This is a genomic window from Actinomycetospora sp. NBRC 106375 (assembly GCF_030269665.1).
Classification (GTDB): Bacteria; Actinomycetota; Actinomycetes; order Mycobacteriales; family Pseudonocardiaceae; genus Actinomycetospora.
This window is the reverse complement of record NZ_BSTS01000010.1, coordinates 62,039-88,718: the sequence shown is the minus strand read 5'-3', so window position 1 is coordinate 88,718 and position 26,680 is coordinate 62,039. Positions and strand designations below refer to the sequence as shown.

Sequence of the window (26,680 nt, the reverse complement as noted above, 5' to 3'; positions counted from 1 at the left end):
GGACCGTTGACGTGGCGTGACCGGCACGTGCTCGTGGCCGGGGCGCGCCGCACGGGCATCTCGGTCGTCGACGTGCTGCTGTTCCTGGGCGCGCGGGTCACGGTCGCCGACGGCGACCCCGCCCAGCTGGACACGCTGGGCGATCGGCCCGTGGCCCGCACCCGCGAGCTGGCGGCGCTCCCGGCGGGCTGCGACCTCGTCGTCACCAGCCCCGGCTTCCGCACCGACTCCCCGCTGGCCCTGGCCGCCCGGGACGCGTCGGTCCCGATGATCGGCGAGCCGGAGCTCGCGTTCCTGCTCGGCGGCGAGCCGGAGGTCTGCCCGGACGGTCCGCCGCGCTGGCTCGCGGTCACCGGCACCAACGGCAAGACCACGACGACGACGATGCTCGAGGCGATCCTGCGCGCGGCGGGGGTGGACGCCGTCGCCTGCGGGAACATCGGGCTGCCGGTGGTCGACGCGCTCCGGGCGGGCCACCCGGTGCTGGCCGTGGAGCTCTCCAGCTTCCAGCTCGAGTGGTCGCCGTCGGTGCGGCCCTACGCGGGTGCGCTGCTCAACCTCGCCGAGGACCACCTCGACTGGCACGGCTCGATGGCCGCCTACGGCGCGGCCAAGGCGCGGGTGCTGCGCGGGGAGGTCGCCGTCGGCGGGCTCGACGACCGGGAGGCGGCCGCGCTGCTGCTCGCCGCCCCGGCACCGCGGCACGTGGGGTTCACCCGCGGCGCCCCGGGACCGGGCGAGCTGGGCATCGTCGACGGGCGGCTGGTCGACCGGGCGTTCGGCGACCGGGTCCCGCTGGCCGAGGTCGCCGACGTCGCCCCGCCCGGGCCGCCCGGGGAGGCCAACGCCCTGGCCGCGGCCGCGCTGGCCCGCGCCCACGGCGTGCCCCCGGAGGCGGTCGCCGCGGGCCTGCGCGCGGTCGCGCCCGGCGCGCACCGCGGGGCCGTGGTCGCCGAGGCGGGCGGGGTGCGGTGGGTCGACGACTCGAAGGCCACCAACCCGCACGCCGCCGCGGCGTCGCTGGCCGGGCACGACCGCGTGGTGTGGGTGGCGGGCGGGCTGCTCAAGGGCGCCGACGTCACCGACCTCGTCGTGGCCCACCGCGGGCGCCTCGCCGGCGCGGTGGTGCTGGGCCGCGACCGGGACGCCGTCGCGGCCGCGCTCGCGCGACACGCCCCCGAGGTCCCCGTCCGGGACGTGGGCGGGGGTGACGATGGGCCCGTGAGTGACCGAGCGAGCGACACAGCGAGCGAGTCGATGCTCCGCGCCGCGCGGGCGGCGGCCGGTCTGGCGCAGCCGGGCGACACCGTGCTGCTCGCGCCCGCCGCCGCGTCGATGGACATGTTCCGCGACTACGCCGCCCGCGGCGACGCCTTCGCCGCCGCGGCCCGGACCGTGGCCGGCGGCGCCGGTCCGCGGGGAGCCGCGGTCCCGGACGAGGCCCCGAGCCCCACCGGCGGCGGCGCGGCGTGAGCGCGCCGGCCCGGGGGCCCCGCTCCCGCCCGGCCCGTCCCGGCCGTCCCGGTCTCGCCGCCTCCGCCCGCACCGCGCTGCACCAGTGGCTCGAGCGCCCGCTGACGTCGCTGCACCTGGTGCTGGCGGTGTTCGGGCTGCTCACCGCGCTCGGGCTGGTCATGGTGCTCTCGGCCTCGGCCGTGTCGTCGTACGCGGCGGGCGGCTCGTCGTACGGGGTGTTCCTGCGCCAGGCCGTGTTCGCCCTCATCGGGCTCGCCCTGTTCTGGCTGGGGCTGCGCATCCCGCCGCGCAAGCTCCGCGCCGCCAGCCCCTGGCTGCTCGCCGCCTGCCTGGTGCTGCTGGTGCTCGTGCTGGTGCCGGGACTGGGGTCGGAGGTCAACGGCTCGCGCGCCTGGTTCCGCATCGCCGGGCTCTCGCTGCAGCCCTCGGAGCTCACCAAGATCGCGCTCGCGCTCTGGGGCGCGCACGTCCTCGTGCGCCACCGCCCGCACCCGCGCACCTGGAAGGCCGCGCTGATGCCGCTGCTGCCGGTGTCGCTGCTGATCCTCGCGCTCGTGCTCGCCCAGCCCGACCTCGGCACGACGGTCTCGCTGATGATCATCATCTTCGCGCTGCTGTGGTTCGCGTGCGCGCCGCTGGGGCTGATGGCGTTCATCGTGTCCAGCGGCGTGGTCGGCTCGGTGGTCCTCGGGATCGTCGCCACCTACCGGCAGAGCCGCATCACCGCGTTCCTCAACCCCGACCTCGCCGACCCGCTCGGGCCCGCCTACCAGGCGCGCCAGGCGCTGTACTCGCTCGCCGACGGCGGGCTGTTCGGCGCGGGCCTCGGGCAGGGACGCGCGAAGTGGGACTACCTGCCCAACGCCGACAACGACTTCATCTTCGCGATCATCGGCGAGGAGCTCGGGTTCGTGGGCGCGTTCGCGGTGGTCGCGCTGTTCGCCACGCTCGCCTACGTCGGGCTGCGGATCGCCGCGCGCAGCGCCGACCCCTGGATCCGCGCTGTCGCCGCCACGCTGACGGTGTGGCTGGTCGCGCAGGCCTGCATCAACATCGGGTACGTCGTCGGCCTGCTGCCGGTGACGGGCATCCCGCTGCCCCTGGTGTCCTCGGGCGGCACCTCGCTGGCCCTCGCACTGCTCTCCGGCGGGCTGCTGGCGAACTTCGCGCGCCACGAGCCCGAGGCCGCCGCGGCCCTGCGCGCCCACGGCCAGGGCCGGCTGGCCCGCGCGCTGCGCCTGCCGGAGCCGAGCCTGCCGCGCGCGGCGGCCATGACCGACCGGCCGGGCGACCGGCCCTCCCGCGGCGGGGGTCGGTGAACCCCGCCGCGGCCGACCCCGGACGATGGGGCCATGAGCGGGGAGCCGTCCGTGGACACCGACAGCCCTGACGCGCCCTCGGTGGTCGTCGCCGGGGGAGGCAGCGCCGGGCACGTCGAGCCCGCGCTCGCCACCGCGGACGCGGTCCGCCGGCTGCGCCCCGGCGCCCGCGTCACCGCGCTGGGCACCGAACGGGGCCTCGACACCCGCCTGATCCCGGCGCGCGGCTATCCGCTGGAGCTCATCCCGCCGGTGCCCCTGCCGCGCAAGCCCAACGCGGACCTGGCGCGGCTGCCCTACCGGGTGGTGCGGTCGGTGCACCGCACCCGGAAGGTGCTGCGCGCCGTCGGCGCCGACGTCGTCGTGGGCTTCGGGGGCTACGTCGCGCTGCCCGCCTACCTGGCCGCCGCCTCGCTGCGCCTGCCGATCGTCGTGCACGAGGCCAACGCCCGCGCCGGGATCGCGAACAAGGTGGGCGCGCGGTTCGCCCGCTCGGTGTTCGCCGCGGTGCCGGGGAGCGGGCTGGACGCCGAGGTCATCGGCATCCCGCTGCGCGAGGCGATCACCGGGCTCGACCGCGCCGCCCTGCGCGCCGAGGCCCGCGCGCACTTCGGGCTCGACCCCGAGGCGCCGGTGCTGCTGGTGTTCGGCGGCTCGCAGGGCGCGCGCTCGCTCAACGAGGCCGTGTCCGCCGCGGTGCCCGCGCTGACCGCGGCCGGCGTGTCGGTGCTGCACGCGCACGGACCGAAGAACGAGCCCACGGTGGAGGTGCCCGGGTACGTCCCGGTGCCCTACCTCGAGCGGATGGACCTCGCCTACGCCGCGGCCGACGTCGCGCTGTGCCGGGCCGGGGCGATGACCGTCGCCGAGGTCTCGACGGTCGGCCTCCCGGCGATCTACGTGCCGCTGCCGCACGGCAACGGGGAGCAGGCGCTCAACGCCCGCCCGGTGGTCGACGCCGGGGGCGGGATGCTCGTGGCCGACGCGGACCTCACCGGGGACACGGTGGCGTCGCTGGTCGGCGAGCTCGTCGCCGACCCCGCCCGGCTCGCCGCCACCGCGAGCGCGGCCCGGCGTTCGGGGCACGCGGGGGCGGACGGGACACTGGCGCGCGCGGTGCTCGAGGTAGCCGGAGACGCAGCGAAGCGGAGCTCGACCCGTCGGAAGGGCGCACGCGCGATGGGGAGGACCACCACATGACCCCGACCGATCAGGTGGCGCAGTCCGACGTCGGCGTGCCGGAGCTGCCGCGCCTGCTGTCGCGGGTGCACTTCATCGGCGCCGGCGGGGCGGCGATGAGCGGGATCGCGCGGATCCTGCTCGCCCGCGGGGCGATGGTGTCCGGGTCGGACGCGAAGGACTCGCGCGCCGTGCTGGCCCTGCGCACCCTCGGCGCCGAGGTCGCCGTCGGCCACGACGCGCACAACCTCGACCTGCTGCCCGGGGGCCCGACGGTCCTCGTCACGACGAAGGCCGTGCACCAGGCCGACCCGGACAACCCCGAGCTGCTCGAGGCCGCGGCGCGCGGCATCCCGCTGCTGCACCGGTCCGCGGTGCTCGCCGAGCTCATGGCCGACCACCGCGCCGCCTGCGTCTCGGGCAGCGCCGGCAAGACCTCGACGACGTCGATGCTCGTGGTGGCGCTGCAGGCGTGCGGCGAGGACCCGTCGTTCATGATCGGCGGCGACCTGCTCGCGTCCGGGTCCAGCGCCCACCACGGGGTCGGCGACGTCTTCGTCGCGGAGGCCGACGAGAGCGACGGATCCTTCCTCGCCTATTCGCCCGCGGTCGCGATCGTGACCAACATCGAGCCCGACCACCTCGACCACCACGGCACCGTCGAGGCCTACGTCGCCGTGTTCGACGCCTTCGCCGCCCGCATCGAGACCGGCGGCGCGCTCGTCGTCTGCGCCGACGACCCCGGCGCGGCGGCCCTCGGCGACCGCGCGGAGTCCGCCGGGGTGCGCGTGCGTCGCTACGGCCGCGCCGCGACGGGCCCCGACGACGCCCGCGTGCTCGACTACCGCGCCGAGGGCTCGGTCGGCGTCATCCGCCTCGAGATCGCCGGCGCCGAGCACGAGCTGCGCCTCGGCGTCCCCGGCGAGCACCAGGCCCTCAACGCCTGCGCCGCCCTGCTCGCGGGGCTCGACCTCGGCGCCCCGCTCGACGGGTTGCTCGGCGGCCTCGCCGGATTCGACGGGGTGCGCCGCCGCTTCGAGTACCGCGGGACCGCCGCGGGCGTGCGGGTCTACGACGACTACGCCCACGCACCGACGAAGGTCGCCGCGCAGCTGCGCGCCGCCCGGCCCGTGCTGGGGGAGTCCGGCCGCCTGATCGTCGCGTTCCAGCCGCACCTCTACTCCCGCACCCGGGACTTCGCCGCCGAGTTCGGCGCCGCGCTGTCGCTGGCCGACGAGGTCGTGGTGCTCGACGTCTACGGAGCCCGTGAGCAGCCCGAGCCCGGCGTCAACGGCGAGCTGATCGCCCGCCAGCTCACGCTGCCCGAGCAGGACGTGCACTACGAGCCGTCCTGGGGCCAGGTGCCGGCCCTGCTCGCCGACCTCGCCCGCCCCGGCGATCTCGTGGTCACGATGGGCGCCGGCGACATCACCGTGCTCGGCCCCGAGGTCCTCTCCGAGCTCGAGCGCCGCGCCGAGCAGGCCGGGAACGCCGCGCCGTGAGCGGGTCCGCCCGGCCCACCGGCCGCCCCGCCCGGGGTGGCCGGTCGGGACGGGCGGGACGCGGCGACCGCGGTGACCGCGGTGACCGTCCCGACCGCGAGCGGCGCTCGGGCGGCGCCGGCGCGCGGCCCGCGGGCGCGGCCGCCGGGTCGCCGGGGCGCACGCAGCGGTCCGCGCGGCCCCGGGCGCCCGGCCCGGTCCGCCGTCGCCGCGGGCTCTGGATCGGGCTCGCTGCGGGGCTGCTGCTCGTCGCCGCGGTGGTGTACGTGACGGTCTGGTCGCCCCTGCTCGACGTCCGCGACGTGCAGGTCGTCGGCGCGGCGCCCGACGAGTCCGAGGCCGTCCGCGCCGCCGCGTCCGTCGCCCCGGGCACCTCGCTGCTCTGGCTCGACGGCGACGACGTGGCCGATCGCGTGCGCACCCTGCCCCGCACCGCGTCGGTGGACGTCGCCCGCGACTGGCCCGGCACCCTCGTCGTCACCGTCGCCGAGCGGGAGCCCGTCCTCGCGGCCGCGGCTCCCGGCGGGGGTGTCGTGCTCGTCGACCGCATCGGCTTCGGCTACCGGACGATGCCCGAGCGCCCGGCCGGCGTCCCGGCGCTCACCCTGCCGCCCGGGGTCCTGCCCTCGCCCGACGAGCCCGGCACGCGGGCCGCCGCGGACGTGATCGTCGCCGTGCCGGCGTCCCTGCGCGCCGACGTCACCGAGGTCCGGGCGGACGGCCCGTTCGACGTCGGGTTCGTGCTCACCGGGGGGCGCGAGGTCCGCTGGGGCGCCGACGCCGACAACGACCGCAAGGCCGCGGTGCTGACCGCCCTGCTCACCCGGCCCGGCAGCGTCTACGACGTCTCGACCCCGGACCTCGCCGTCGTCCGCTGAGCGACACCGGGACCCCACCAACCGTCGAGTGCGGGTCGAGGGTCGTGACCGCCCGGCGACGGGATGGCCGTGAGGTGGGGACACGCCCGGCGCGCCTCGTGGAAATGCCGTCCCGCGCCTGCCTACCGTGCGCACGTCGCTCAGCTCAGCAGTCCCTCAACCTAGACCTCTACTCGAGGTCGAGGGTTCGCGACACGCCGGACCCGGACGACGACCGTCGACCAGACCCAGCTCGAAAGGCGGTTCCATGACGCCCCCGCACAACTACCTGGCCGTGATCAAGGTGGTCGGCATCGGTGGTGGCGGCGTCAACGCCGTCAACCGCATGATCGAGGTCGGCCTCAAGGGCGTCGAGTTCATCGCGGTGAACACCGACGCGCAGGCGCTCCTCATGTCCGACGCCGACGTGAAGCTCGACGTCGGCCGCGAGCTCACCCGGGGCCTCGGCGCCGGCGCGGCGCCCGACGTGGGCCGCCGGGCCGCGGAGGACCACCGCGAGGAGATCGAGGAGGTCCTCAAGGGCGCCGACATGGTGTTCGTGACCGCCGGCGAGGGCGGCGGCACCGGCACCGGCGGCGCCCCGGTGGTGGCGAGCATCGCGCGCAAGCTCGGCGCGCTGACGATCGGCGTCGTCACGCGCCCCTTCAACTTCGAGGGCAAGCGGCGCGCGACCCAGGCCGAGAACGGCATCACCGAGCTGCGCAACGAGTGCGACACGCTCATCGTCATCCCCAACGACCGGCTCCTGCAGCTCGGCGACGTGGGCCTCTCGCTCATGGACGCCTTCCGCAGCGCGGACGAGGTCCTGCTCTCCGGTGTCCAGGGGATCACCGACCTCATCACCACGCCGGGTCTGATCAACCTGGACTTCGCCGACGTCAAGAGCGTCATGTCCGGGGCGGGCAGCGCCTTGATGGGCATCGGGGCCGCGCGGGGCGAGAACAGATCGGTCGAGGCCGCGGGCAAGGCGATCAACTCGCCCCTGCTCGAGGCGAGCATGGACGGCGCCTACGGCGTGCTGCTCTCGATCGCGGGCGGGTCGGACCTCGGCCTGTTCGAGATCAACGAGGCGGCGTCGCTCGTCCAGGAGGCCGCCCACCCCGAGGCGAACATCATCTTCGGGACGGTCATCGACGACTCCCTCGGCGACGAGGTCCGCGTGACGGTGATCGCGGCAGGCTTCGACTCCGGGTCGCCGACGCACAAGAAGCTCGAGCCCCAGGCGCTCGGGTCCGCGTCGTCGAGCTCGACGGTGTCGGCGCAGGCCGGGGACGTGCACCGGCCGGGCGCGACGAACGGCACCCCGAACGGCGCCACGAACGGCGCCACGACCGCGCCGGTCGCGCCCGCCACCCCCGGCGGGCCGTCGCCCGCGGTCTCCGCCGCCCCCACCGTCCCGGCGCGCCCGGCGGTCGACCGCGCCGCGGTCGAGGCCACCGCGGGCCCCGGTGCCAACGGGGCGGGCTCCTCGGGCCCCGCCCCGAGCGACCCGGCCGGGGAGGCCGCCGCCTCGGCGCCCTCGAACGGCGCCGCGGGAGCGTCGTCGTCGGAGACCCCGGCGGCCCGCAGCGCGGACGAGGACGACGTGGACGTCCCCTCGTTCATGAGACGCTGAGGGCGTGGCTGCGCGCCCCGTCTCCGGACCTGCCTCCCGCTCCGCGGGCGCCGACGACCCGCGCGACGGGCCTACGCCGGCGCCCCCGCTGCGGGTCCGCCGCGTCCTGACGACGCGGGCCGGCGGGCGCTCGGCGTCGCCGTACGACTCGTTCAACCTCGGCGACCACGTCGGCGACGACCCGGCGGCGGTCGCGGCCAACCGGCGCCGCCTCGGTGACGGCATCGGCCTCGGGCCGGACCGCGTCGCCTGGATGCACCAGGTGCACGGCACCGACGTCGCGGTGGTGTCATCGGCCGGCGGCGAGACGCCGACCGCGGACGCGATGGTCACCGACCAGCCGCGGCTCGCGCTGGCCGTGGTCGTGGCCGACTGCGTGCCCGTGCTGCTCGCCGACCCCACCGCCGGGGTCGTGGCCGCCGCCCACGCCGGGCGGCGCGGGGCGGCCGACGGCGTCCTCGACCGCACGCTCGCAGCGATGGCCGAGCTGGGCGCCGAGCCCGGGCACGTCGAGGTGCTGCTCGGGCCCGCGGTGTGCGGCGAGTGCTACGAGGTGCCCGCGGCGATGCGCGACGAGGTGGAGGCGGCCCTGCCCGGCAGTGCGGCGACCACCCGCGTCGGCACCCCCGGTCTCGACCTGCGCGCCGGCCTGCGCCAGCGGCTGGCCGAGCTCGGCGTCACGCGGGTCGACACCGACGCCCGCTGCACGTTCGAGGACGACCAGCTCTTCAGCCACCGCCGCGCTCAGCCGACCGGGCGCTTCGCCGCGGTCACGTGGTGGGAGTACGCGCGGCCGTGACGGCATCGCGGGAGAGGCCCGAGAGCGCCGACGCCGGGGAGGTCGATCGCCGGGCCGCGCTCGCCGAGGCGCTCGCCGCGGTGCGCGCCCGCGTCGCCGACGCCGCGCGCGCCGCGGGCCGCGACCCCGCCGAGGTCGGGCTGCTCGCGGTGACCAAGACGTGGCCGGCCTCCGACGTCGCGCTGCTGTGCGATCTCGGCCTCGACGCGTTCGGGGAGAACAAGGAGCAGGAGGGCGCCGCGAAGGCCGCCGAGCTCGCCGCGCTCCGCCCGGACGCCGCGGCCCGATGGCGCGTCGTGGGACGGCTGCAGCGCAACAAGGCCCGCAGCCTCGTGCGGTGGTCCCACGCCGTCGACTCGGTCGACTCCGCGCGCCTCGTCGACGCGCTCGAGGCCGCGGCCGCGAAGGCCGTCGACGCGGGGGAGCGGTCCGACCCGCTCGAGGTGCTGATCCAGGTGAGCGTCGACGCCGACCCCGGCCGGGGCGGCGCGCCGGTCGCCGACGTGCCGGACCTCGCCGACCGGGTCGCCGCGTGTGATCACCTGCACCTCGGCGGCGTGATGGCGGTGGCACCCCAGGACGTCGAGCCGGCGGAGGCGTTCGCCACGGTGTGGGAGGTGGCCGAGGGGGTACGCGCGGCGCACCCGCGCGCCTCCGCCCTGTCCGCGGGGATGTCGGGGGATCTCGAGGCCGCCATCGCGCACGGGTCGACGTGCGTGCGTGTCGGAACGGCCTTGCTCGGCCGACGGTGAGCTAGCGTTCCGTGTGAGTGAACGACACGGATGTGACTCACCGCGTGTGGAGCGCGGGGTCCCCGTCGGACAGGGGAGACGGCCATGACCACTCTGCACCGCGTGAAGGCGTACTTCGGCATGGTCCCGGCCGACGAACTGGACTCGTACGACGGTTACGACGACGACCGGTACGACGGGCGTGACCGGCACCCGCTCGACCGCCACTCCTCGGACCGGCACCGCTACGGGAGCGACCGCTACGACGACCGCTACGACGCATACGACGGCGGTTACGACTCCTCCTACGACCGCTACGGCCGTGAGTCCCGCGGTCGCGCCGCCGACGAGCGCTACGACCGGGAGTCCCGGGACGCGCGCGACGACCGGTACGACCGCTACGAGGACTCGCGCGAGCGGCGCACGCCGCGACCGCGGGACCCGGAGGTCGCCGAGATCCGCCGCGACGACGACGCGGCCACCGAGACCGTGCCCCGCACCGCGGGGCGCGGCCGGAGCTGGGCGGCCAACACGGGCCCGAGCCACACGTCGGTGCGCCCGACGCACCGGACGCCGCCGTCGCTGTCGTCGGCGACGACCTCCTTCTCCTCGTCGTCGTCCGTGGCCACGGCGGCCGCCGCGGCGTCCTCGCCGGCGCCGGCTCCGCTGAAGGCCGCGCCGACCCCGGCGACGCCGGCCGCCGCCTCGTCGTCCGCCGCCGACGACCCGCAGAGCGCGCCGGCCGAGATCACCTCGCTGCAGCCCAAGAGCTACAACGAGGCGCGCCTCATCGGTGAGCGCTACCGCGACGGCATTCCGGTGATCTTGAACTTGACCGAGATGGACGACGTCGCGGCCAAGCGTCTGGTCGACTTCGCCGCCGGTCTGGCCTTCGCGATGCGGGGCTCCATCGAGAAGGTCACCAACCGCGTGTTCCTGCTCTCACCGCCGAACGTCGAGGTCTCGGCGTCGGACCGCCGCAAGCTGGCGGAGAAGAACTACGCCTCGACGTCCTAGGAGCCCGACCCCTGCGACAGCAGGTCGCGGGGCTCTGGCACCCTGCTGGTCCTCACGGCCGCCGCCGGTCCTCCGGACGGCGGCCGCGGGTGGTCCGGTGACGCGAGTGGTGTCACATCCACGGGCCGCCGAGCGATGCTCCTCACGGGCTCCCGCCCTGCTCCCGGGCCTGATCGACACGTCGCGCCACGCGGCCGATCGGGGGATGTGCGCTGCGGCGCGCCGGATGGCGTCCTGGGTGCGCCGAGCGCATCCCGACAGGCCCTCGAGGCCCGACGATCCCGGGATCCGCTCCTGTCACCGCACGTAGAGGGACACGGAACGTCACGACCCGACCGGCGGATCGCTACCGGCCGCGATAATCGGTAGGTCTGTGGGTTTCGCGGGCCCCGCTCGTGGCGCTGCGTCACCATTCGAGCGTTGTGGGCAGCGCGTCACTGGACCCGTCCATTATGGTTCTGTCGCTCGCAGAGGTCATACTCTGCGGGTCGCGGAGCTCGAAGAGCCCGAGGTACCTGGGGTTCCGCAGCCGAGGAGTGCTTGAGGAGATCCGATGCCGCTGACCCCCGCCGACGTTCACAACGTCGCGTTCAGCAAGCCGCCGATCGGGAAAAGGGGCTACAACGAGGACGAGGTCGACGCTTTCCTCGACCTCGTCGAGGCTGAGCTCGGTCGCCTGCTGGAGGAGAACAACGACCTCCGCGAGCAGGTCGAGCAGCTCGAGCAGCAGCTCTCGTCCGCGCACGCGGACCTCGACGACGCCCGCAGCAAGGCCGCGTCCGCCCCGAGCCAGAGCTCCGGGCCGGCCACGCAGGTCTCGGCCCCGCCGCCGGCGCGTCCCGTGGAGGACGCCCCCCGCACCGTGCAGCAGCCGATGCCGCCGCAGCAGCCCCAGCAGCAGCCGCAGCCGGTCACCCAGGCGGTCTCCCCGCCGCCGTTCGGGATGTCCGAGCAGCAGGGCGGCGGCGCCGGCGGTGACCACCACGTGCAGGCCGCCAAGGTCCTCGGGCTCGCCCAGGAGATGGCCGACCGGCTCACCGCCGAGGCCAAGTCCGAGGCCGACGGGATGCTCGCCGACGCGCGCACCAAGTCCGAGCAGCTCCTCTCCGAGGCGCGCACCAAGTCCGACAGCATGGTCAACGAGGCGCGCACCCGCGCCGAGACCATGCTCAACGACGCGCGCACCCGCGCCGAGACGCTGGAGCGGCAGGCGCGCGACAAGGCGTCGACCCTCGAGCGCGACGCCCAGCGCAAGCACAACGAGACGATCAGCCTCATCGAGCAGCAGAAGGGCGGGCTCGAGAAGAAGATCGACGAGCTGCGCACCTTCGAACGCGAGTACCGGACCCGCCTGAAGACCTACCTCGAGTCGCAGCTGCGCGACCTCGACGGTCGGGGCTCCGCGGCGCCGGACAACGGCCGCAACGGCAGCGGCGGGTACGCGACCAGCGGCTACGGCTCGCGAGCCGAAGCCGGCAGCTGACGGCCGCCGCCGGCCCGCGCGCGATGGCGTGCGCGGGCTCGTGGCCCTGAGTCGGGGGTCCGATCGTGCTGCTCCTCGTCCTGCTCTGTGTGCTGATCGCCTTCGGGCTCCTCGTGGTGGCCGTGGTCACCTCGGTGGCCACGTGGGCCTGGGGCTCGGTGGTCGCCAGCGTGCTGGCCGCCGTCCTCCTGGTCGCCGACGTCGTCCGTCGACGCCGGCGCTCGCGGGAGAGCCGTCGCGACGCCGTCGGCGCCGCGGCACCGGCCTCGTCGGGGTCGTCCGCGCCGGGCTCCGCCTCGACCACGTCGTCCCCGTCGTCCGCGCCCTCCGGTTTCGCTCCGGGGCCACACTCCTCGGCCCCGGGGCAGGGCTCTCCGGAGGGCTCGGCACAGCCGGTGGGCGGCCCGCCGCCCGGCGGGCGTCCGCCCGGTGCTCCGCCGCAGGGGTCGCCGGGCGGCCCCGCGGGCCCGGGTGGTCCCGGCGCGCCGGGCACGGGGCGTCCCCCCGGTGTCCCGGAGGCCGCGACGGCCACCGTCGGCACGTCACCGGGACAGGCACCGCAGGGTTCGCAGGCCACGGAGGTCACGCGCAGGCCCGACGCGGAGAAGGCACCGGAGGGCGCGCGCGGTCAGGACGAGCGTGGCGGCCGGTACACGGCGGCGGGAACGGCCGGAGCGGTCGGGGCGGCAGGGCTCGCCGCCGGCGCGGCCGGAGCAGCCGCCGCATCGCAGGGCTCGGGCAACGGAGCCGGGCGCGGGGCGGGCCCGCCCGGAGCGCCCGCCTCGTCGGCGCCACCGGCGTCGGGGACCCCGAGCGGTCCGGCCGGCCCGTCTCCCCGGACACGCTGGGCCACTCCCACGTCGCGACTCAGCACCGAGACCTCCCGCGCGCCCGGGGCTCCTCGCGGCGCGCTCGTGCTCGGCATGCTGCCGCTGGCCGGCACGCCCGCCGAGGCCCGGCTGGGCGGCACGCCGGCCGCGTCCGGCGCGCCCGCCGACGCCCGTCCCGCGGACACGCGCTCGCCGGGTGCTCCCGCCGCCGGCACGGCGTCCTCCGGCACGGCGGCGGGTCAGGCCCCTCCCGGTCAGGTGCCCTCCGGGAGCACTCCCGGTCGGGCGGCAGGTGACGGCGCGCCCGCCGGGACCGCACCCGGCAACGGCACGGCGGGTGGACCCGCGGCCGGGGCCGCCGTGGCAGGCGTGGGCGGCGCTGCCGCCGCCGCGGGCGCTGCCGCCGCCGCGTCGGGACGCCCCGGCAGCGACGGGGACGACGCCGCCACCACGCGCCTCGAGATGGGCGACATCGCCCGCATGCGCCAGGCCCCCGCGGACGGCGCGGCCCCGAACGGCGGCCCGCCGCCCGGAGCTGCCGGCGCACCCGGTGCTCCCGGCGCACCCGGAGCACCCGGCGCACCCGGAGCACCCGGAGCACCCGGAGCACCCGGAGCACCCGGAGCACCCGGAGCACCCGGAGCACCCGGAGGCCCGGGCCGTCCCGGTGCTCCCGGTCAGCCCGGCGGCATGCCCCCCGGCGGTCCGCCGCCCGGCGGCCCCGCGGGCCAGGTCCCCGGCCGTCCGCCCGGCGGGATGCCGCCCGGCGGGGCCCCGCCGCCCCCGCCTCCGGCCGCCCCGCCGGAGGAGGAGGTCGTCGACGACGCCACCCGCCAGGCGGCCGCCGGTCTCGACGACGAGGTCCTGGTGATCGACGAGGAGCCGCTGTTCCACCTCGGGCGCTGCAGCTACCTCTACGGCCGCGAGGTGATCCCGCTGCCCGCCTCCGAGGCGGTCGAGCTGGGGTTCACCGGGTGCTCCTGGTGCACGCCGGTCACGGCGCTCACCGGGGCGCAGAGCGCCGACAGCCGCGGCTGAGGCCGCCGGCGCGACGCCCGGGCCGTCGGTGGCGGGCGTGAACCGCCTCACCGACCCGAGATCCGCGCCCGTCCGGTTGCTGCCCGCTCGCTAGGGTCGTGCCTCCGCTGGGGAGGGGGTGCGACGCGTGGACCAGCTGCCCCTCCTGCTCGGGATCGGCGCGGGCGTCGTGCTCGTGGCGGTGCTGGCGGTCCGGGTCTCGACGCGCGTCGGCCTCCCCTCGCTGCTGATCTACCTGGCGATCGGCGTCGCGCTCGGCGAGTCCGGGCTCGGCATCCGGTTCGACGACGCCGCGCTCACGCAGGCGCTGGGGATCGCCGCGCTCGTCCTCATCCTCGCCGACGGCGGGCTCTCGACCCGCTGGACCACCGTGCGCCCCGCCCTGGGTCTCGGGGTCGCGCTCTCCACGGTCGCCGTCGCGGTCAGCATCGGCGTCACCGGCCTGGCGCTCTGGGCACTGCTCGGGCTCGACCTGCGCGTCGCGTTCCTCTGGGGCGCGGTGCTCTCGTCGACCGACGCCGCCGCGGTGTTCAGCGTGCTGCGCAACCTCGGTCTCGGAGGACGGCTGGTCGGCGCGCTGGAGCTGGAGTCCGGACTCAACGACGCGCCGGTGTTCCTCGCCGTGGTGCTCCTGTCGTCGGCGGCCACGCTGACCTGGCTCGACCCGCTGCTCGTCGTCTACGAGCTCGCCCTCGGCGGGCTGCTCGGCGCGGCGCTGGGTCGGCTGGGCGCCCTGGGGCTGCGCCGCGCCGCCCTGCCCGCGACCGGCCTCTACCCGCTCGCCACGCTCGCGGTCTGCGTGCTCGCGTTCGCCTCGGCGCAGCTGCTGCACGCCTCCGGCCTGCTCGCCACCTACGTCGCCGCGCTCGTCCTCGGGAACTCGACGCTGCCCCACCGCGAGGGCACCCGGTCGTTCGCCGAGGGCCTCGGCTGGCTCGCCCAGATCGGGCTGTTCGTGCTGCTCGGGCTCTTCGTGTCCCCGGACCGCCTCGGCGACGCGGTCGTGCCCGCGCTGATCGCCGGCGCCGTCCTGACGCTCGCGGCCCGGCCGCTGTCGGTGCTGGCCGCGTCGATCGGGCTCCGGGTGCCCTGGCGGGAGCAGGCCTTCCTGTCCTGGGCGGGGCTGCGCGGCGCGGTGCCGATCGTGCTCGCCCTCATCCCGCTGACCGAGGGCGTCGCCGGCGCGCAGGCGCTCGTCGACGCGGTGTTCGTGCTCGTCGTGGTGCTCGTGCTCGTGCAGGGCACGACGCTGCCGCTCGTGGCCCGCGTCCTCGGGCTCGCCGGCGGCTCGCGGGTCGAGGAGATCGAGGTCGATGCCGCACCCCTCGACACCCTGCGCGCCGACCTCCTGCAGATGACGGTGCCCGTCGGCTCGAAGATGCACGGCGTCTACGTCCGGGAGCTGCGCCTGCCCGAGGGGTCCGGGCTGAGCCTCGTCGTCCGGGACGGCACGAGCTTCACCCCGCAGGGCGCGAGCCGCATCCAGGAGGGCGACCAGCTGCTCGTCGTCACCACCGAGACCGCGCGGGCGGCCGCCGAGGACCGGCTGCGCTCGGTCGACCGGTCCGGTCGTCTCGCGCGCTGGCGCGGCGACACCGGCGGCACGCCGTCGCTGCGCGGCCCACGCCGCGACGCGTCCGACGGCCCGGACGGCACGGTCCGGGGCGGGCGGGCCCCGAACCCGCCGGGCGGCCCGCCGACGGGCGGGTCACCGGACCGCGGCGCGGGTCCTGGGACCATGGACCCGTGAGCAGCGCACCCACCGAGCCCGAGAGCGCCCCCGAGGCGCCCGGGGATCTCCCGCCGAGGCGGGTCCCGACGCTGGTCGTCCTCACGGTCGCGGTGGTCGCCCTCGACCTCGTCACCAAGATCCTCATGGTGTCGTGGCTGCGCGACGGCGAGCGCGTGCCGCTGATCGGCGATCTCGTGTCGTTCACCCTCGTCCGCAACCCGGGCGCGGCGTTCTCGTTCGCCACCGGCATGACCTGGGTGCTGACGCTGGTGGCGCTGGCCGTGGTGGTCGGCATCGCGCGCTTCGCGCGGCGGCTGCGCTCGCGCGGCTGGGCGATCGCGCTGGGGCTCGTGCTCGGCGGCGCGCTGGGCAACCTCGTCGACCGGTTCTTCCGGGGCCCGGGCCCGCTGCAGGGCCACGTCGTCGACTTCGTGTCGGTGGGCTGGTTCCCGGTCTTCAACGTCGCGGACTCGGCCATCACGGTCGGCGGCGTCCTGCTGGTCCTGCTCGCGCTGCTGGGCCGCGACCTCGACGGCACGCGGACGGGCGGCAGCGAGAGCGGCAGCGACCACGACACCGGCCCCGACGCCGGGACGACGCCGTGAGCCTGCGGACGCTGCCGGTCCCCGACGGCCTCGACGGGATGCGGCTCGACGCCGGCCTGTCCCGGATGCTCGGCCTCTCGCGCACCGCGGTCGCCGACCTGGCCGCCGACGGGGCGGTGCGCGTCGACGGGGTCGCCGCCGGCAAGTCCGACCGCCTCGTCGCCGGCGCGTGGCTCGAGGTCGAGCTGCCCGAGCCCGCCGACGCCACCCCGATCGTCACCGCCGAGGCCGTCGAGGGCCTGGTCGTGCTGCACGAGGACGACGAGATCGTCGTCGTCGACAAGCCCGTCGGCGTCGCCGTGCACCCCAGCCCCGGCTGGGCGGGCCCGACCGTCGTCGCCGGGCTGGCCGCGCTGGGCATCCGCATCGCCACCAGCGGCGCCGCCGAACGCCAGGGCATCGTGCACCGTCTCGACGCCGGCACCACCGGGGTGATGGTGGTGGCGAAGTCGGAGCGGGCCTACTCGGCGCTCAAGCAGGCGTTCCGCGACCGCACCGTCGCGAAGGTCTACCTCGCCGTCGTCCAGGGCCACCCGGACCCCAGCGAGGGCACCATCGACGCGCCGATCGACCGTCACCCCAAGCAGGACTGGAAGTTCGCGGTGATGCGGGACGGCCGCCCCAGCGTCACGCACTACCGCACCCTCGAGGCGTTCCGGGCCGCCTCGCTGCTCGAGGTCGAGCTCGAGACGGGGCGCACCCACCAGATCCGGGTGCACTTCTCGGCGGTGCGCCACCCCTGCGTCGGCGACCTGACGTACGGCGCCGACCGCACGCTGGCCCGCACCCTGGGCCTGTCCCGCCAGTGGCTGCACGCCCACCGCCTCGGTTTCCACCACCCGGCCGACGGGCGCTGGGTGGAGTACGTCAGCGAGCCGCCGCCGGACCTCGCGCAGGCGCTCGAGACCCTGCGGGCGGCGAGCTGAGCGTGGCTCGCGCGGAGCCCGGCGAGGACGAGCAGGACGACGAGCAGGACGACGAGCCCCGGCTGCGCTGGCCGACGGCGGCGATCGTCCTCGCCGTCGTGCTCGTCGTGGCGCTGGTGACCGCGTGGTTCGCCGGGTCGTCGAGCACCGGCCCGGGCGACGGCGGCATCCCCGGCAGCACCGACGCGGCGCGGCTCGGGCCCGCGCCCGGCGAGACCGTCGCCGGCTACCTCGCCCGCGCCCGCGTCGTGCCGCCGGCGCCGCCCGGTCCTCGTCCGGCGCTCGTGGAGCTCACCGCCGAGCTCGACGTCGGGGGTGCGGCCGCGCTCGCCGGCGTCCCGGGTGTCAGGCCCCGCGCGGCGGTCTTCCGCGTGCCGCTGCCGCGGGTGCAGACCGCGCTGCGGCAGATCACCCTCGACGGCTCCGTCGACCCGGCCACGGGGCTGCGTCTCGCGGAGGCGCAGGCCGCCAACCGCGCCGGCGAGCAGGCCCGCACGTCGACGGGCCGGGCGGCGGCGGTGGCGACGACCGAGTCGGCGCGCCTGTCGGCCGGGTGCGCGTGCGTCGTCGCGCTCGTCGTCGAGATCGACCCGGTGACCGTGCCGACGCTGCTGTCGCGCCCGGACGTGCGGGCCGTGGAGGTGGCCCCGGCCGACGCCCGGATGGGGTCGCTGGCGGTGTCGCCGCTGCTGCCCGAGCAGGTCGACGACGGGCGCGACCCGCCCGAGACCGTCGGCCCGGTGCCCGACGACGGACCGGTGCCACCGCCCTGAGATCCTCGTGACCCTGTGAGGGGGCCGACAGGGTGACGCCCGTCGTGGGGTCCCCCCGCGCGGCGTGGCGGAGGACGATGGCGGGTAGAGCCGGAGAGAACCGTCCGTCGGCGGCCCTGAATCGTCACGGCCAGCACCGACGGGCCCGTCGCGAGAGGAGAGCGGCACCATGACCGCCGATCCGTCACCCCGGCCGGAGGCCTCGGGGACGTCGATCACGGACACCGATCCGCGGCCGCACGTCGTCGTGCTCGGTGCGGGGTTCGCCGGTCTCGCCGCGGTCCGCGCGCTGCGCAAGGCCCCGGTCCGGGTCACGCTCGTCGACCGGCACAGCTACAGCACCTTCCAGCCGCTGCTCTACCAGGTGGCGACGGGGGCGCTGAACCCCGGCGACATCACCTACGGCGCGCGTGGCTTCGCCGCCACCACGGGGGCGCACTTCCGCAAGGGCGAGGTCACCACGGTCGACCCCGACGCCCGCACGGTCTCGCTCGACGTCGGGCCCGACCTCTCGTACGACTTCCTGGTCATCGCCAACGGCGTGACCACCAACTACTTCGGGGTGCCGGGCGCCGCCGAGCACGCGTTCCCGATCTACACGCGCGCCGAGGCGCTGGCCGTCCGCGACCGCATGACGAGCTACCTCGACCACATCGCGGCCACCGGCGAGGCCCGGGGCGCGTCGGTCGTGGTCGTCGGTGCGGGCGCCACCGGCGTCGAGATGGCCGGGACGCTCGCGGAGCTGCGCAACACCGTGCTGCCGAGCCGGTACCCGGAGCTCGACCCGAACCAGGTCAACGTCGTGCTGGTCGAGATGACCGACAAGGTCCTCGCCCCGTTCGCGCCCAAGCTGCGCGACTACGCCGCCGAGCAGCTGCGGGCCCGGGGCGTCGAGCTGCGGCTCGAGACCGCGGTCAAGGAGGTCCGTCCCGACTCGGTCCTGCTCGCCGACGGCACCGAGCTCGAGGCGCAGATGACGGTGTGGGCCACCGGCGTCGCCGCGCACGAGCGTGTGAAGTCCTGGGGTCTGCCGCAGGGCAAGGGCGGGCGGATCGTGGTCGGCGGCGACCTGCGCGTCGCGGAGCACCCCGAGATCCTCGTCGCGGGGGACATCGGGGTCATCGACGACGACCCGCTGCCGCAGCTCGCGCAGCCCGCGATCCAGACCGGGCAGCACGCCGGCAGCACCATCGCGCACGTCATCGCCGGCGAGCCCACCGAGCGGTTCCACTACAAGGACAAGGGCACGATGGCGACCATCGGCCGCCTCTCGGCCGTCGCCGACATCGCCCACGGGCCCAAGCTCGTCGGCGTGCTGGCGTGGCTGACCTGGATGCTCGTCCACATCTTCGCGCTGCTCGGCAACCGCAACCGGGTGTTCGTGACCCTCGGGCTCGCGTTCCGCTACCTCGCGCAGCGCCGCGGGGTCATGGTCGTCGGCGACGACCCGGGCTGACCCGGGCTGAGTGCGCGGCCCGGTGCCCGACGTGCGAGGCTCCGCAGCTGACGAGCCCTGACCCGAGAGAAAGCAGGAGCACAGGCATGGCGCCCACCCCCGTCAACGTCACCGTCACCGGCGCGGCCGGACAGATCGGCTACGCGCTGCTCTTCCGCATCGCCGCCGGCGACCTGCTGGGGGAGGGGGTGCCGGTCCGGCTCAAGCTCCTGGAGATCCCGCAGGCCGTGAAGGCCGCCGAGGGCACCGCGCTGGAGCTCACCGACGGCGCCTTCGAGCTGCTCGACGGCATCGACGTCTACGACGACGCCGCGAAGGCCTTCGAGGGCACCAACGTCGGCCTGCTGGTCGGGGCGCGGCCGCGCACCAAGGGCATGGAGCGCGCCGACCTGCTCGAGGCCAACGGCGGCATCTTCAAGCCGCAGGGCGAGGCGCTCAACGGCGCGGCGGACGACGTCAAGGTGCTCGTGGTCGGCAACCCGGCCAACACCAACGCCCTCATCGCGCGGGCGAACTCCGACGTGCCGGCCGACCGCTTCACCGCGATGACGCGCCTGGACCACAACCGCGCCCTCGGGCAGCTCGCGGTGAAGTACGGCGTCGGCGTCGGCCAGGTCTCCAAGGTCACGATCTGGGGCAACCACTCGGCCAGCCAGTACCCGGACGTCACCTACACCGAGATCGACGGCAAGCCGATCGGCGACGACGTCGACCGCGCCTGGCTGACCGACGAGTTCATCCCGCGGGTCGCCAAGCGCGGCGCCGAGATCATCGAGGCGCGCGGCGCGTCGTCGGCGGCGTCGGCCGCCGCGGCGGCGATCGACCACGTGTACACGTGGACCAACGGCACCCGGCCGAACGACTGGACGTCCGCCGCGATCGTCTCCGACGGCTCGTACGGCGTGCCGGAGGGCCTGGTCTCGTCGTTCCCGGTCACGGCGTCGAACGGGAAGTTCGAGATCGTCCAGGGCCTGGACGTCAGCGACTTCTCCCGCGAGCGCATCGACGCGTCGGTGAATGAGCTCGCCGAGGAGCGCGAGGCGGTCCAGAAGCTCGGTCTTGTCTAGTTCCTGGCTGGGTCTGAGACCCTGACGCCGTGAGCAGCGAACCGGTCGAGGTGTTCCGCGGCGACGCGCTGGCCGAGGGCGACCCGACGCCCGGCATGCGCCGGGAGGTGGCGTTCTCCACGGACGCGCTGTGGGCGGGCCTCGTCCACACCGAGCCCGGCGCCTCATCCGGCTGGCACCACCACGGCGAGCACGAGACCAGCCTCTACGTGGTGCGCGGCGCGATGAAGCTGGAGTTCGGCCCCGGCGGCGGGGACGCCGTCGAGGCCGGACCCGGCGACTTCCTGCGCGTCCCCCCGCACACGGTGCACCGCGAGTCGAACCCGACGGGCGAGCGGTCCACCGCCGTGATCGGGCGCGCGGGCGAGGGACCGCCCACCGTCAACGTCGAGGGCCCGGACCCGGCATAGACCTGCCGCGGTGCGGTGGGGCAACCTGAGGGCATGACCCTCGGCGCCGTCCTCACCGCCATCGTGACCCCGTTCGCCCCCGACGGTTCGGTCGACGAGCAGGCCTTCGTCGACCTGATGGGCCACCTCTACACGTCCGGCACCGACGGGCTCGTGGTGTGCGGGACGACCGGCGAGGCGTCGACGCTGTCCACCGAGGAGCACCTGCGCCTCGTCGAGCTCGCCGTCGAGCACCGCCCGGCGAGCGCGACCGTCGTCGCGTCGACGGGGTCGAACGACACCCGCCACGCCTGCGAGATGACCGAGAAGGCCACCGCGGTGGGCGCCGACGCGATCCTGTCGGTGACGCCGTACTACAACAAGCCGAACCGTCGGGGCCTCGTCGCGCACTACACCGAGGTCGCGCGGGCCACCGACAAGCCGGTCGTGCTCTACAACATCCCTTCGCGCGTCGTGCTCGACCTCGACAACGCGATGCTCGCCGAGCTCGCCCAGATCGAGCGGATCGACTACGTCAAGCAGGCCAACAACGCCAACCTCGCGCCCGTCGACGGCCTCCAGATCTACGCCGGCAACGACGACCTCTTCGGCTCGGTGCTCGAGATGGGCGGCTGCGGCGGCATCCTCGTCGCCAGCCACGTCGTCGGGCCGGCCATGCGGCGGATGGTCGACGAGCCGGACCAGCGCGCCGAGATCGAGGCCTCGCTCAAGCCCGTCTTCGACGCCCTCGGCGTCACCACCAACCCCATCCCGATCAAGGCGGCGCTGGACCTCGTCGGGCACCCCGTCGGCGGCCTGCGCCTGCCGATGGTCCCCGCCGACTCCCGCGAGCGCGAGGTCGTCCGCGCGGCCCTCGCGGGCGTCGGGGTGCTGTAGCCACTCGTCGCGAGTGGCACGTTCCGCATGATCGACAGGGCTCGTGGCCTGCGGGACGTGCCTGTCGTGGGTGGGTGGCTGCCGCGCCGGGCGGTCGGGCGGCGCGAGTGGCACGTTCCGCGTGATCGACGGGGCTCGTGGCCTGCGGGACGCGCCCCTCGTGGCCGGGTCGCTGCCCCACCCGTGATCAGGAGAGCGGAGTCCACCTCGGGCGGGCTCGAGAGGTGCCTAGTGCGCTCCTGATCTTGGCGGACCTCGGCGTTGTCGGGGGTCGGGCGCACGCTCCACCTCGACGACCTCGAGGAGGAGCCATGGGCAGGCGCAGGCACGACGGACGGCGGCGGGCGGCGAAGGTCGAGGCGCGGCGCAGACGGCAGGAGCGTGGGGCGGCCCGTCCGCCGCGCGCGGCGCGTCCCCGCCGGGTGGCCGCGGAGCGGGTCGGGGCGCCGTTGCTGAGCGACTGCGAGCTGCTCGAGCAGTTCCCGCAGGCCTTCGACGACGACCTCGACGACGACCTCGACGACGACCTCGACGACGACCTCGACGACGGCTGGTGGGACGACGAGGACGACGACGGCCCGGACCTGATCGATCTGCTCCAGGACCGCCTCCGCGACGTCGCGGTGGCGACGGTCGAACGGCGCGACCCCGGGATCGCGCGGGCCTTCGTCGCCGCCACCCACGAGCTCAGAGCCCGCCCGGTCGGGGCGAGCCGCGAGGACCAGGTCGCCGGCGACCGCACGCTGGTCGACCTGTTCCTCGGTGCGTGGCTCGTGAAGGTCCCGCGCCGCTTCCCCACGGCCGACCTGCCGAGGCGGGCCGCCGCGTGGATCGCTGCGCACCTCGGCGAGGAGGGGCCCGCGGTGCAGGACGCGGCGCGGGTGCTCGGGCCCTCGGCACGGGAGGCGCTGCGGGAGCACTTCCCCCGGACGCCGGAGGATGTCCTGGTCGCCCGGTTCTGGGTGCTCGCGGCCGCCGTCGCGCTCCTCACGGGTGGCGACGACACCGCCGCCCACCTCCTGCTCGCCGGCGACGACGGCCGCTGACCGGCGAGCGCGACCGCCGTGCCGCCACCCCGGAGATCACCAGCGCGTCACGCACCTCCGGCCCCCGCCGGAGGTGCGTGACGCGCTCCTGATCTCCATGGCCCAGCGCTGACCCGTCGGGCCCGCACCACCGGCCGCACACGAACGTGCGAGCCCGCACGCGTGGGGCACGAGAGACGCATGTGGCGGACGGGACGAGCCCGGATCCGGGCGACACGCCGGACCGTCGGAGGTGAGCAGCGAGGACGGATCGGGCCCGCGGGGAGGGGCGGCGCTGTCGGGGGTCGCGATTACTCTGGAGCCGCTCCCGCCGACCGCCGTCCCGCCCACGACACCGGCCGGCTCACCGGAGCACCGCGGCGCCCAGGGGAGGTCCCACGACGTGACCGGCGACTCGTTCGTCCACCTGCACACGCACACCGAGTTCTCGATGCTCGACGGTGCCGCGCGGTTGGACGACCTGTTCGCCGAGGCCGCGCGCATGGGCATGCCGGCCCTGGCCATGACCGACCACGGCAACACCTTCGGCGCCTACGAGTTCTGGAAGAAGTCGAAGGACCACGGGGTCAAGCCGATCATCGGCATGGAGGGCTACCTCGCGCCCGGCAGCCGCCACGAGCGCAAGCGCGCGACGCTCGGCGGCCAGGTCATCAGCGATGACAACCCGGGTCAGATGTACACCCACATGACGCTGCTGGCCGAGAACACGGAGGGGATGCACAACCTCTTCCGGCTCTCCAGCCTCGCGAGCCTCGAGGGCTACTACTACAAGCCGCGCATGGACCGCGAGCTGCTCGAGACCTACGGCAAGGGGATCATCGCGACCACCGGCTGCCCGTCGGGCGAGGTCGCGCGCTACCTGCAGCAGGACGACTTCGACGGCGCGTGCCAGGCCGCGAGCGACTACCGCGACATCTTCGGCGCGGACAACTTCTTCTGCGAGCTGATGGACCACGGCATCGAGATCGAGCGCCGGGTCCGCGACGACCTCTACGACCTCAAGAAGAAGCTCGACCTGCCCGGTCTCGCCACCAACGACCTGCACTACACCTACGCGAAGGACGCGAAGCCGCACGAGGTGCTGCTGTGCGTGCAGACCGGCAAGACGATGAACGACCCGAACCGCTTCCGGTTCGACGCGCAGGACTTCTACCTCAAGAGCGCGCAGGAGATGCGCGCGCAGTGGGACGGCGTCTTCCCCGAGGCCTGCGACAACACCCTCGCGATCGCCGAGCGCGTGAACGTGGAGTTCGAGGAGGGGCGCGACCTCATGCCGGGCGCCCCCGTGCCCGAGGGCGAGACCGAGTCGACGTGGCTGGTCAAGGAGGTCGAGCGGGGCCTGCAGCAGCGGTTCCACGGCCAGGTCCCGGAGGGCCACCGTCAGCAGGCCGCGTACGAGATCGACGTCATCTGCCAGAAGGGCTACCCCGGCTACTTCCTGGTGACGGCCGACCTGGTGGCGCACGCCAAGTCGGTCGGCATCCGCGTCGGCCCGGGCCGCGGCAGCGCCGCCGGCTGCCTCATCGCCTACGCGCTGGGCATCACCGAGCTCGACCCGGTGAAGCACAACCTGATCTTCGAGCGGTTCCTCAACCCCGAGCGCAAGTCGATGCCCGACATCGACCTGGACTTCGACGAGCGCCGGCGCGGCGAGATGATCCGGTACGTCACGGAGAAGTACGGCGAGGACCGCATCGCCCAGATCATCACCTACTCCACGATCAAGGCGAAGGCCGCGATCAAGGACTCCGCGCGGGTGCTCTACGGCCAGCCGGGCTACGCGGTGGCCGACCGCATCTCCAAGGCGATGCCGCCGCCGGTGATGGGCAAGGACATCCCGCTGTCGGGGATCTTCGACCCGGGCCACAAGCGCTACTCCGAGGCCACCGAGGTGCGCGCGCTCTACGAGGCGGACGCGCAGGTCAAGGAGATCGTCGACACCGCACGCGACCTCGAGGGCCTCAAGCGCCAGTGGGGCGTGCACGCCGCCGGCGTGATCATGTCGTCGACACCGCTGCTCGACGTCCTGCCGATCCAGCGCCGCGACTCCGACGGCGCGATCATCACGCAGTTCGACATGGGCGTCTGCGAGACGCTCGGGCTGCTCAAGATGGACTTCCTGGGGCTGCGCAACCTCACGGTCATCGACGACGCGCTGCACAACATCACCCTCAACGGCAAGCCGGCGCTCGACCTCGACAAGCTCGCGCTCGACGACTCCGAGGCCTACAAGCTGCTGGCCCGCGGCGACACGCTCGGCGTCTTCCAGCTAGACGGCGGCCCGATGCGCGACCTCCTGCGGCGCATGGAGCCGACGACGTTCGAGGACATCTCGGCCGTCCTCGCGCTCTACCGACCCGGGCCGATGGGCGCCAACGCGCACAACGACTACGCCGACCGCAAGAACGGCCGGCAGGAGGTCAAGCCGATCCACCCGGAGCTGGCGGAGCCGCTCTCGGAGATCCTGGGCGAGACGTTCGGTCTGATCGTCTACCAGGAGCAGGTCATGGCGATCGCCCAGCAGCTCGCGGGCTACTCGCTGGGCACCGCCGACCTGCTGCGTCGCGCGATGGGCAAGAAGAAGAAGGAGATCCTCGACAAGGAGTTCGTGCCGTTCTCCGACGGCATGAAGGCCAACGGCTACTCGCAGAACTCCATCCAGACGCTGTGGGACATCCTCGTCCCGTTCTCCGACTACGCCTTCAACCGCGCGCACACCGCGGGCTACGGGCTGGTCTCCTACTGGACCGCCTACCTCAAGGCGAACTACCCCGCCGAGTACATGGCCGCGCTGCTCACCAGCGTGCGCGACGACAAGGACAAGGCGGCGATCTACCTCGCGGAGTGCCGCAAGCTCGGCATCACCGTGCTGCCGCCCGACGTCAACGACTCGGTGCGCGACTTCGCCCCGGTCGGCGTCGACATCCGCTTCGGCCTGGGCGCGATCCGCAACGTCGGCACCAACGTCGTCGACGCGATCGTCGAGACCCGCCGCGAGAAGGGCGGGTTCACCGACTTCTCGGACTTCCTGCGCAAGGTCCCGCAGCAGGTCTGCAACAAGAAGACGGTCGAGTCGCTGATCAAGGCCGGCGCGTTCGACTCGCTGGGCCACCCGCGCAAGGGCCTCGCGCTGGTGCACGCCGAGGCCGTCGACGCGGTCATGACGACGAAGAAGGCCGAGGCCGACGGGCAGTTCGACCTTTTCGGGAGCTTCGACGGGCCGGACGAGGACACCGCCGACACCACCGGCATGTTCGACGTCAAGGTGCCCGAAGGGGAGTGGGAGTCCAAGCACCGCCTCGCCCTCGAGCGGGAGATGCTCGGCCTCTACGTCTCGGGCCACCCGCTCAACGGCATCGAGCAGGTGCTCGCGAGCCGCGCCGACACCCAGATCACGAAGATCCTCGAGGGCGACGTCGCCGAGGGCGCGACGGTCACCGTCGGCGGCATCCTCGCCACGGTCACCCGCCGGGTGAACAAGAAGGGCGAGCCCTGGGCCTCGGCGCAGATCGAGGACCTCGCCGGCGGCATCGAGGTGCTGTTCTTCCCGCGCACCTACGCGGCGGTGTCGATCGACGTCGCCGAGGACGCGATCGTGCTGGTCAAGGGCAAGGTCAACAAGCGGGACGACCGCGTGAGCCTGTTCGTGGAGGACCTCGCGGTGCCCGACCTGTCCGGAGGTGTCGGCGGCGCGCCGGTGAAGGTCGTCATCGAGAGCGCCCGGTGCACCCCGGAACGCGTCGGGAAGCTCAAGGAGGTCCTCGTCGCCCACCCGGGCCCGAGCGAGGTCCACCTGACGCTGCTCGCGGCCAACGGGGCGAGCCACGTCCTGCGTCTCGACGACGGCCTCAAGGTCACCAACTCCGGCGCGCTGATGGGTGACCTCAAGGCCCTGCTCGGTCCACGCTGTCTGGGCTGAGAG

The 26,680-nt window shown here is 75.0% G+C and carries 21 protein-coding genes; all 21 read left to right on the top strand.

The annotated features are described in order from the left end of the window. Nucleotides 1-6: 6 nt before the first annotated feature. A complete protein-coding gene (murD, locus tag QSK03_RS17785) occupies nucleotides 7-1,473 on the top strand; it encodes a UDP-N-acetylmuramoyl-L-alanine--D-glutamate ligase (RefSeq protein ID WP_285654569.1) in 1,467 nt (488 codons plus the stop codon). Continuing rightward, nucleotides 1,470-2,795 (top strand): putative lipid II flippase FtsW, encoded by a 1,326-nt coding sequence (gene ftsW / locus QSK03_RS17780; protein WP_285654566.1) that lies wholly within the window; start codon nucleotides 1,470-1,472, stop codon nucleotides 2,793-2,795. The genes murD and ftsW overlap by 4 nt, the downstream gene beginning before the upstream one ends. A 33-nt stretch (nucleotides 2,796-2,828) precedes the next feature. Continuing rightward, a complete protein-coding gene (gene murG, locus QSK03_RS17775; protein WP_285654563.1) occupies nucleotides 2,829-3,995 on the top strand; it encodes an undecaprenyldiphospho-muramoylpentapeptide beta-N-acetylglucosaminyltransferase in 1,167 nt (388 codons plus the stop codon). Beyond that, the gene (murC, locus tag QSK03_RS17770; RefSeq protein ID WP_285654561.1) at nucleotides 3,992-5,476 is read left to right on the top strand and encodes a UDP-N-acetylmuramate--L-alanine ligase; all 1,485 of its coding nucleotides are present in this window, start codon (nucleotides 3,992-3,994) and stop codon (nucleotides 5,474-5,476) included. The genes murG and murC overlap by 4 nt, the downstream gene beginning before the upstream one ends. Next, nucleotides 5,473-6,354, top strand: coding sequence for a cell division protein FtsQ/DivIB (locus QSK03_RS17765; RefSeq protein WP_285654560.1), 882 nt, complete (start codon nucleotides 5,473-5,475; stop codon nucleotides 6,352-6,354). Before murC ends, QSK03_RS17765 begins: the two co-directional genes overlap by 4 nt. Nucleotides 6,355-6,601: 247 nt before the next feature. Further along, on the top strand, nucleotides 6,602-7,969 hold the full coding sequence (gene ftsZ, locus QSK03_RS17760) for a cell division protein FtsZ (protein ID WP_285654558.1): 1,368 nt from the start codon (nucleotides 6,602-6,604) through the stop codon (nucleotides 7,967-7,969). Between the two features lie 88 nt (nucleotides 7,970-8,057). Further along, on the top strand, nucleotides 8,058-8,768 hold the full coding sequence (pgeF, locus tag QSK03_RS17755; protein WP_285655030.1) for a peptidoglycan editing factor PgeF: 711 nt from the start codon (nucleotides 8,058-8,060) through the stop codon (nucleotides 8,766-8,768). Further along, nucleotides 8,765-9,520, top strand: a complete 756-nt coding sequence (locus tag QSK03_RS17750) for a YggS family pyridoxal phosphate-dependent enzyme (RefSeq protein WP_502872185.1) — start codon at nucleotides 8,765-8,767, stop codon at nucleotides 9,518-9,520. The genes pgeF and QSK03_RS17750 overlap by 4 nt, the downstream gene beginning before the upstream one ends. Nucleotides 9,521-9,604: 84 nt before the next feature. After that, on the top strand, nucleotides 9,605-10,516 hold the full coding sequence (locus tag QSK03_RS33425) for a cell division protein SepF (RefSeq protein ID WP_502872184.1): 912 nt from the start codon (nucleotides 9,605-9,607) through the stop codon (nucleotides 10,514-10,516). A gap of 553 nt (nucleotides 10,517-11,069) precedes the next feature. Next, nucleotides 11,070-11,999, top strand: a complete 930-nt coding sequence (gene wag31 / locus QSK03_RS17740; protein ID WP_285654556.1) for a DivIVA-like cell division protein Wag31 — start codon at nucleotides 11,070-11,072, stop codon at nucleotides 11,997-11,999. Nucleotides 12,000-12,064: 65 nt separating this feature from the next. After that, nucleotides 12,065-13,867: a hypothetical protein gene (locus tag QSK03_RS17735; RefSeq protein WP_285654554.1), complete on the top strand. Its 1,803-nt coding sequence runs from the start codon at nucleotides 12,065-12,067 to the stop codon at nucleotides 13,865-13,867. 127 nt (nucleotides 13,868-13,994) lie between these two features. Beyond that, complete coding sequence (locus QSK03_RS17730; RefSeq protein WP_285654548.1) at nucleotides 13,995-15,617, top strand: potassium/proton antiporter; 1,623 nt, start codon at nucleotides 13,995-13,997, stop codon at nucleotides 15,615-15,617. Further along, the gene (gene lspA, locus QSK03_RS17725; protein WP_285654545.1) at nucleotides 15,614-16,204 is read left to right on the top strand and encodes a signal peptidase II; all 591 of its coding nucleotides are present in this window, start codon (nucleotides 15,614-15,616) and stop codon (nucleotides 16,202-16,204) included. The genes QSK03_RS17730 and lspA overlap by 4 nt, the downstream gene beginning before the upstream one ends. After that, complete coding sequence (locus QSK03_RS17720; RefSeq protein ID WP_285654542.1) at nucleotides 16,201-17,130, top strand: RluA family pseudouridine synthase; 930 nt, start codon at nucleotides 16,201-16,203, stop codon at nucleotides 17,128-17,130. The genes lspA and QSK03_RS17720 overlap by 4 nt, the downstream gene beginning before the upstream one ends. A 2-nt stretch (nucleotides 17,131-17,132) precedes the next feature. Beyond that, nucleotides 17,133-17,903, top strand: coding sequence for a hypothetical protein (locus tag QSK03_RS17715; protein ID WP_285654539.1), 771 nt, complete (start codon nucleotides 17,133-17,135; stop codon nucleotides 17,901-17,903). Between the two features lie 169 nt (nucleotides 17,904-18,072). Further along, nucleotides 18,073-19,359 carry an NAD(P)/FAD-dependent oxidoreductase gene (locus QSK03_RS17710; RefSeq protein WP_285654536.1) on the top strand — a complete coding sequence of 429 codons (1,287 nt, stop codon included), beginning with the start codon at nucleotides 18,073-18,075 and terminating at the stop codon, nucleotides 19,357-19,359. An 86-nt stretch (nucleotides 19,360-19,445) separates the two neighbouring features. Next, entirely contained in the window at nucleotides 19,446-20,426 is a 981-nt protein-coding gene (locus QSK03_RS17705) for a malate dehydrogenase (protein WP_285654533.1), read from the top strand. 29 nt (nucleotides 20,427-20,455) lie between these two features. Beyond that, nucleotides 20,456-20,836 (top strand): cupin domain-containing protein, encoded by a 381-nt coding sequence (locus QSK03_RS17700; protein WP_285654529.1) that lies wholly within the window; start codon nucleotides 20,456-20,458, stop codon nucleotides 20,834-20,836. A gap of 33 nt (nucleotides 20,837-20,869) precedes the next feature. Beyond that, nucleotides 20,870-21,712 (top strand): 4-hydroxy-tetrahydrodipicolinate synthase, encoded by an 843-nt coding sequence (gene dapA, locus QSK03_RS17695; protein ID WP_285654528.1) that lies wholly within the window; start codon nucleotides 20,870-20,872, stop codon nucleotides 21,710-21,712. Between the two features lie 311 nt (nucleotides 21,713-22,023). After that, nucleotides 22,024-22,758: a hypothetical protein gene (locus tag QSK03_RS17690; RefSeq protein WP_285654526.1), complete on the top strand. Its 735-nt coding sequence runs from the start codon at nucleotides 22,024-22,026 to the stop codon at nucleotides 22,756-22,758. A 382-nt stretch (nucleotides 22,759-23,140) separates the two neighbouring features. Further along, nucleotides 23,141-26,677 carry a DNA polymerase III subunit alpha gene (gene dnaE, locus QSK03_RS17685; RefSeq protein ID WP_285654523.1) on the top strand — a complete coding sequence of 1,179 codons (3,537 nt, stop codon included), beginning with the start codon at nucleotides 23,141-23,143 and terminating at the stop codon, nucleotides 26,675-26,677. The last annotated feature ends 3 nt before the right edge of the window (nucleotides 26,678-26,680 follow it).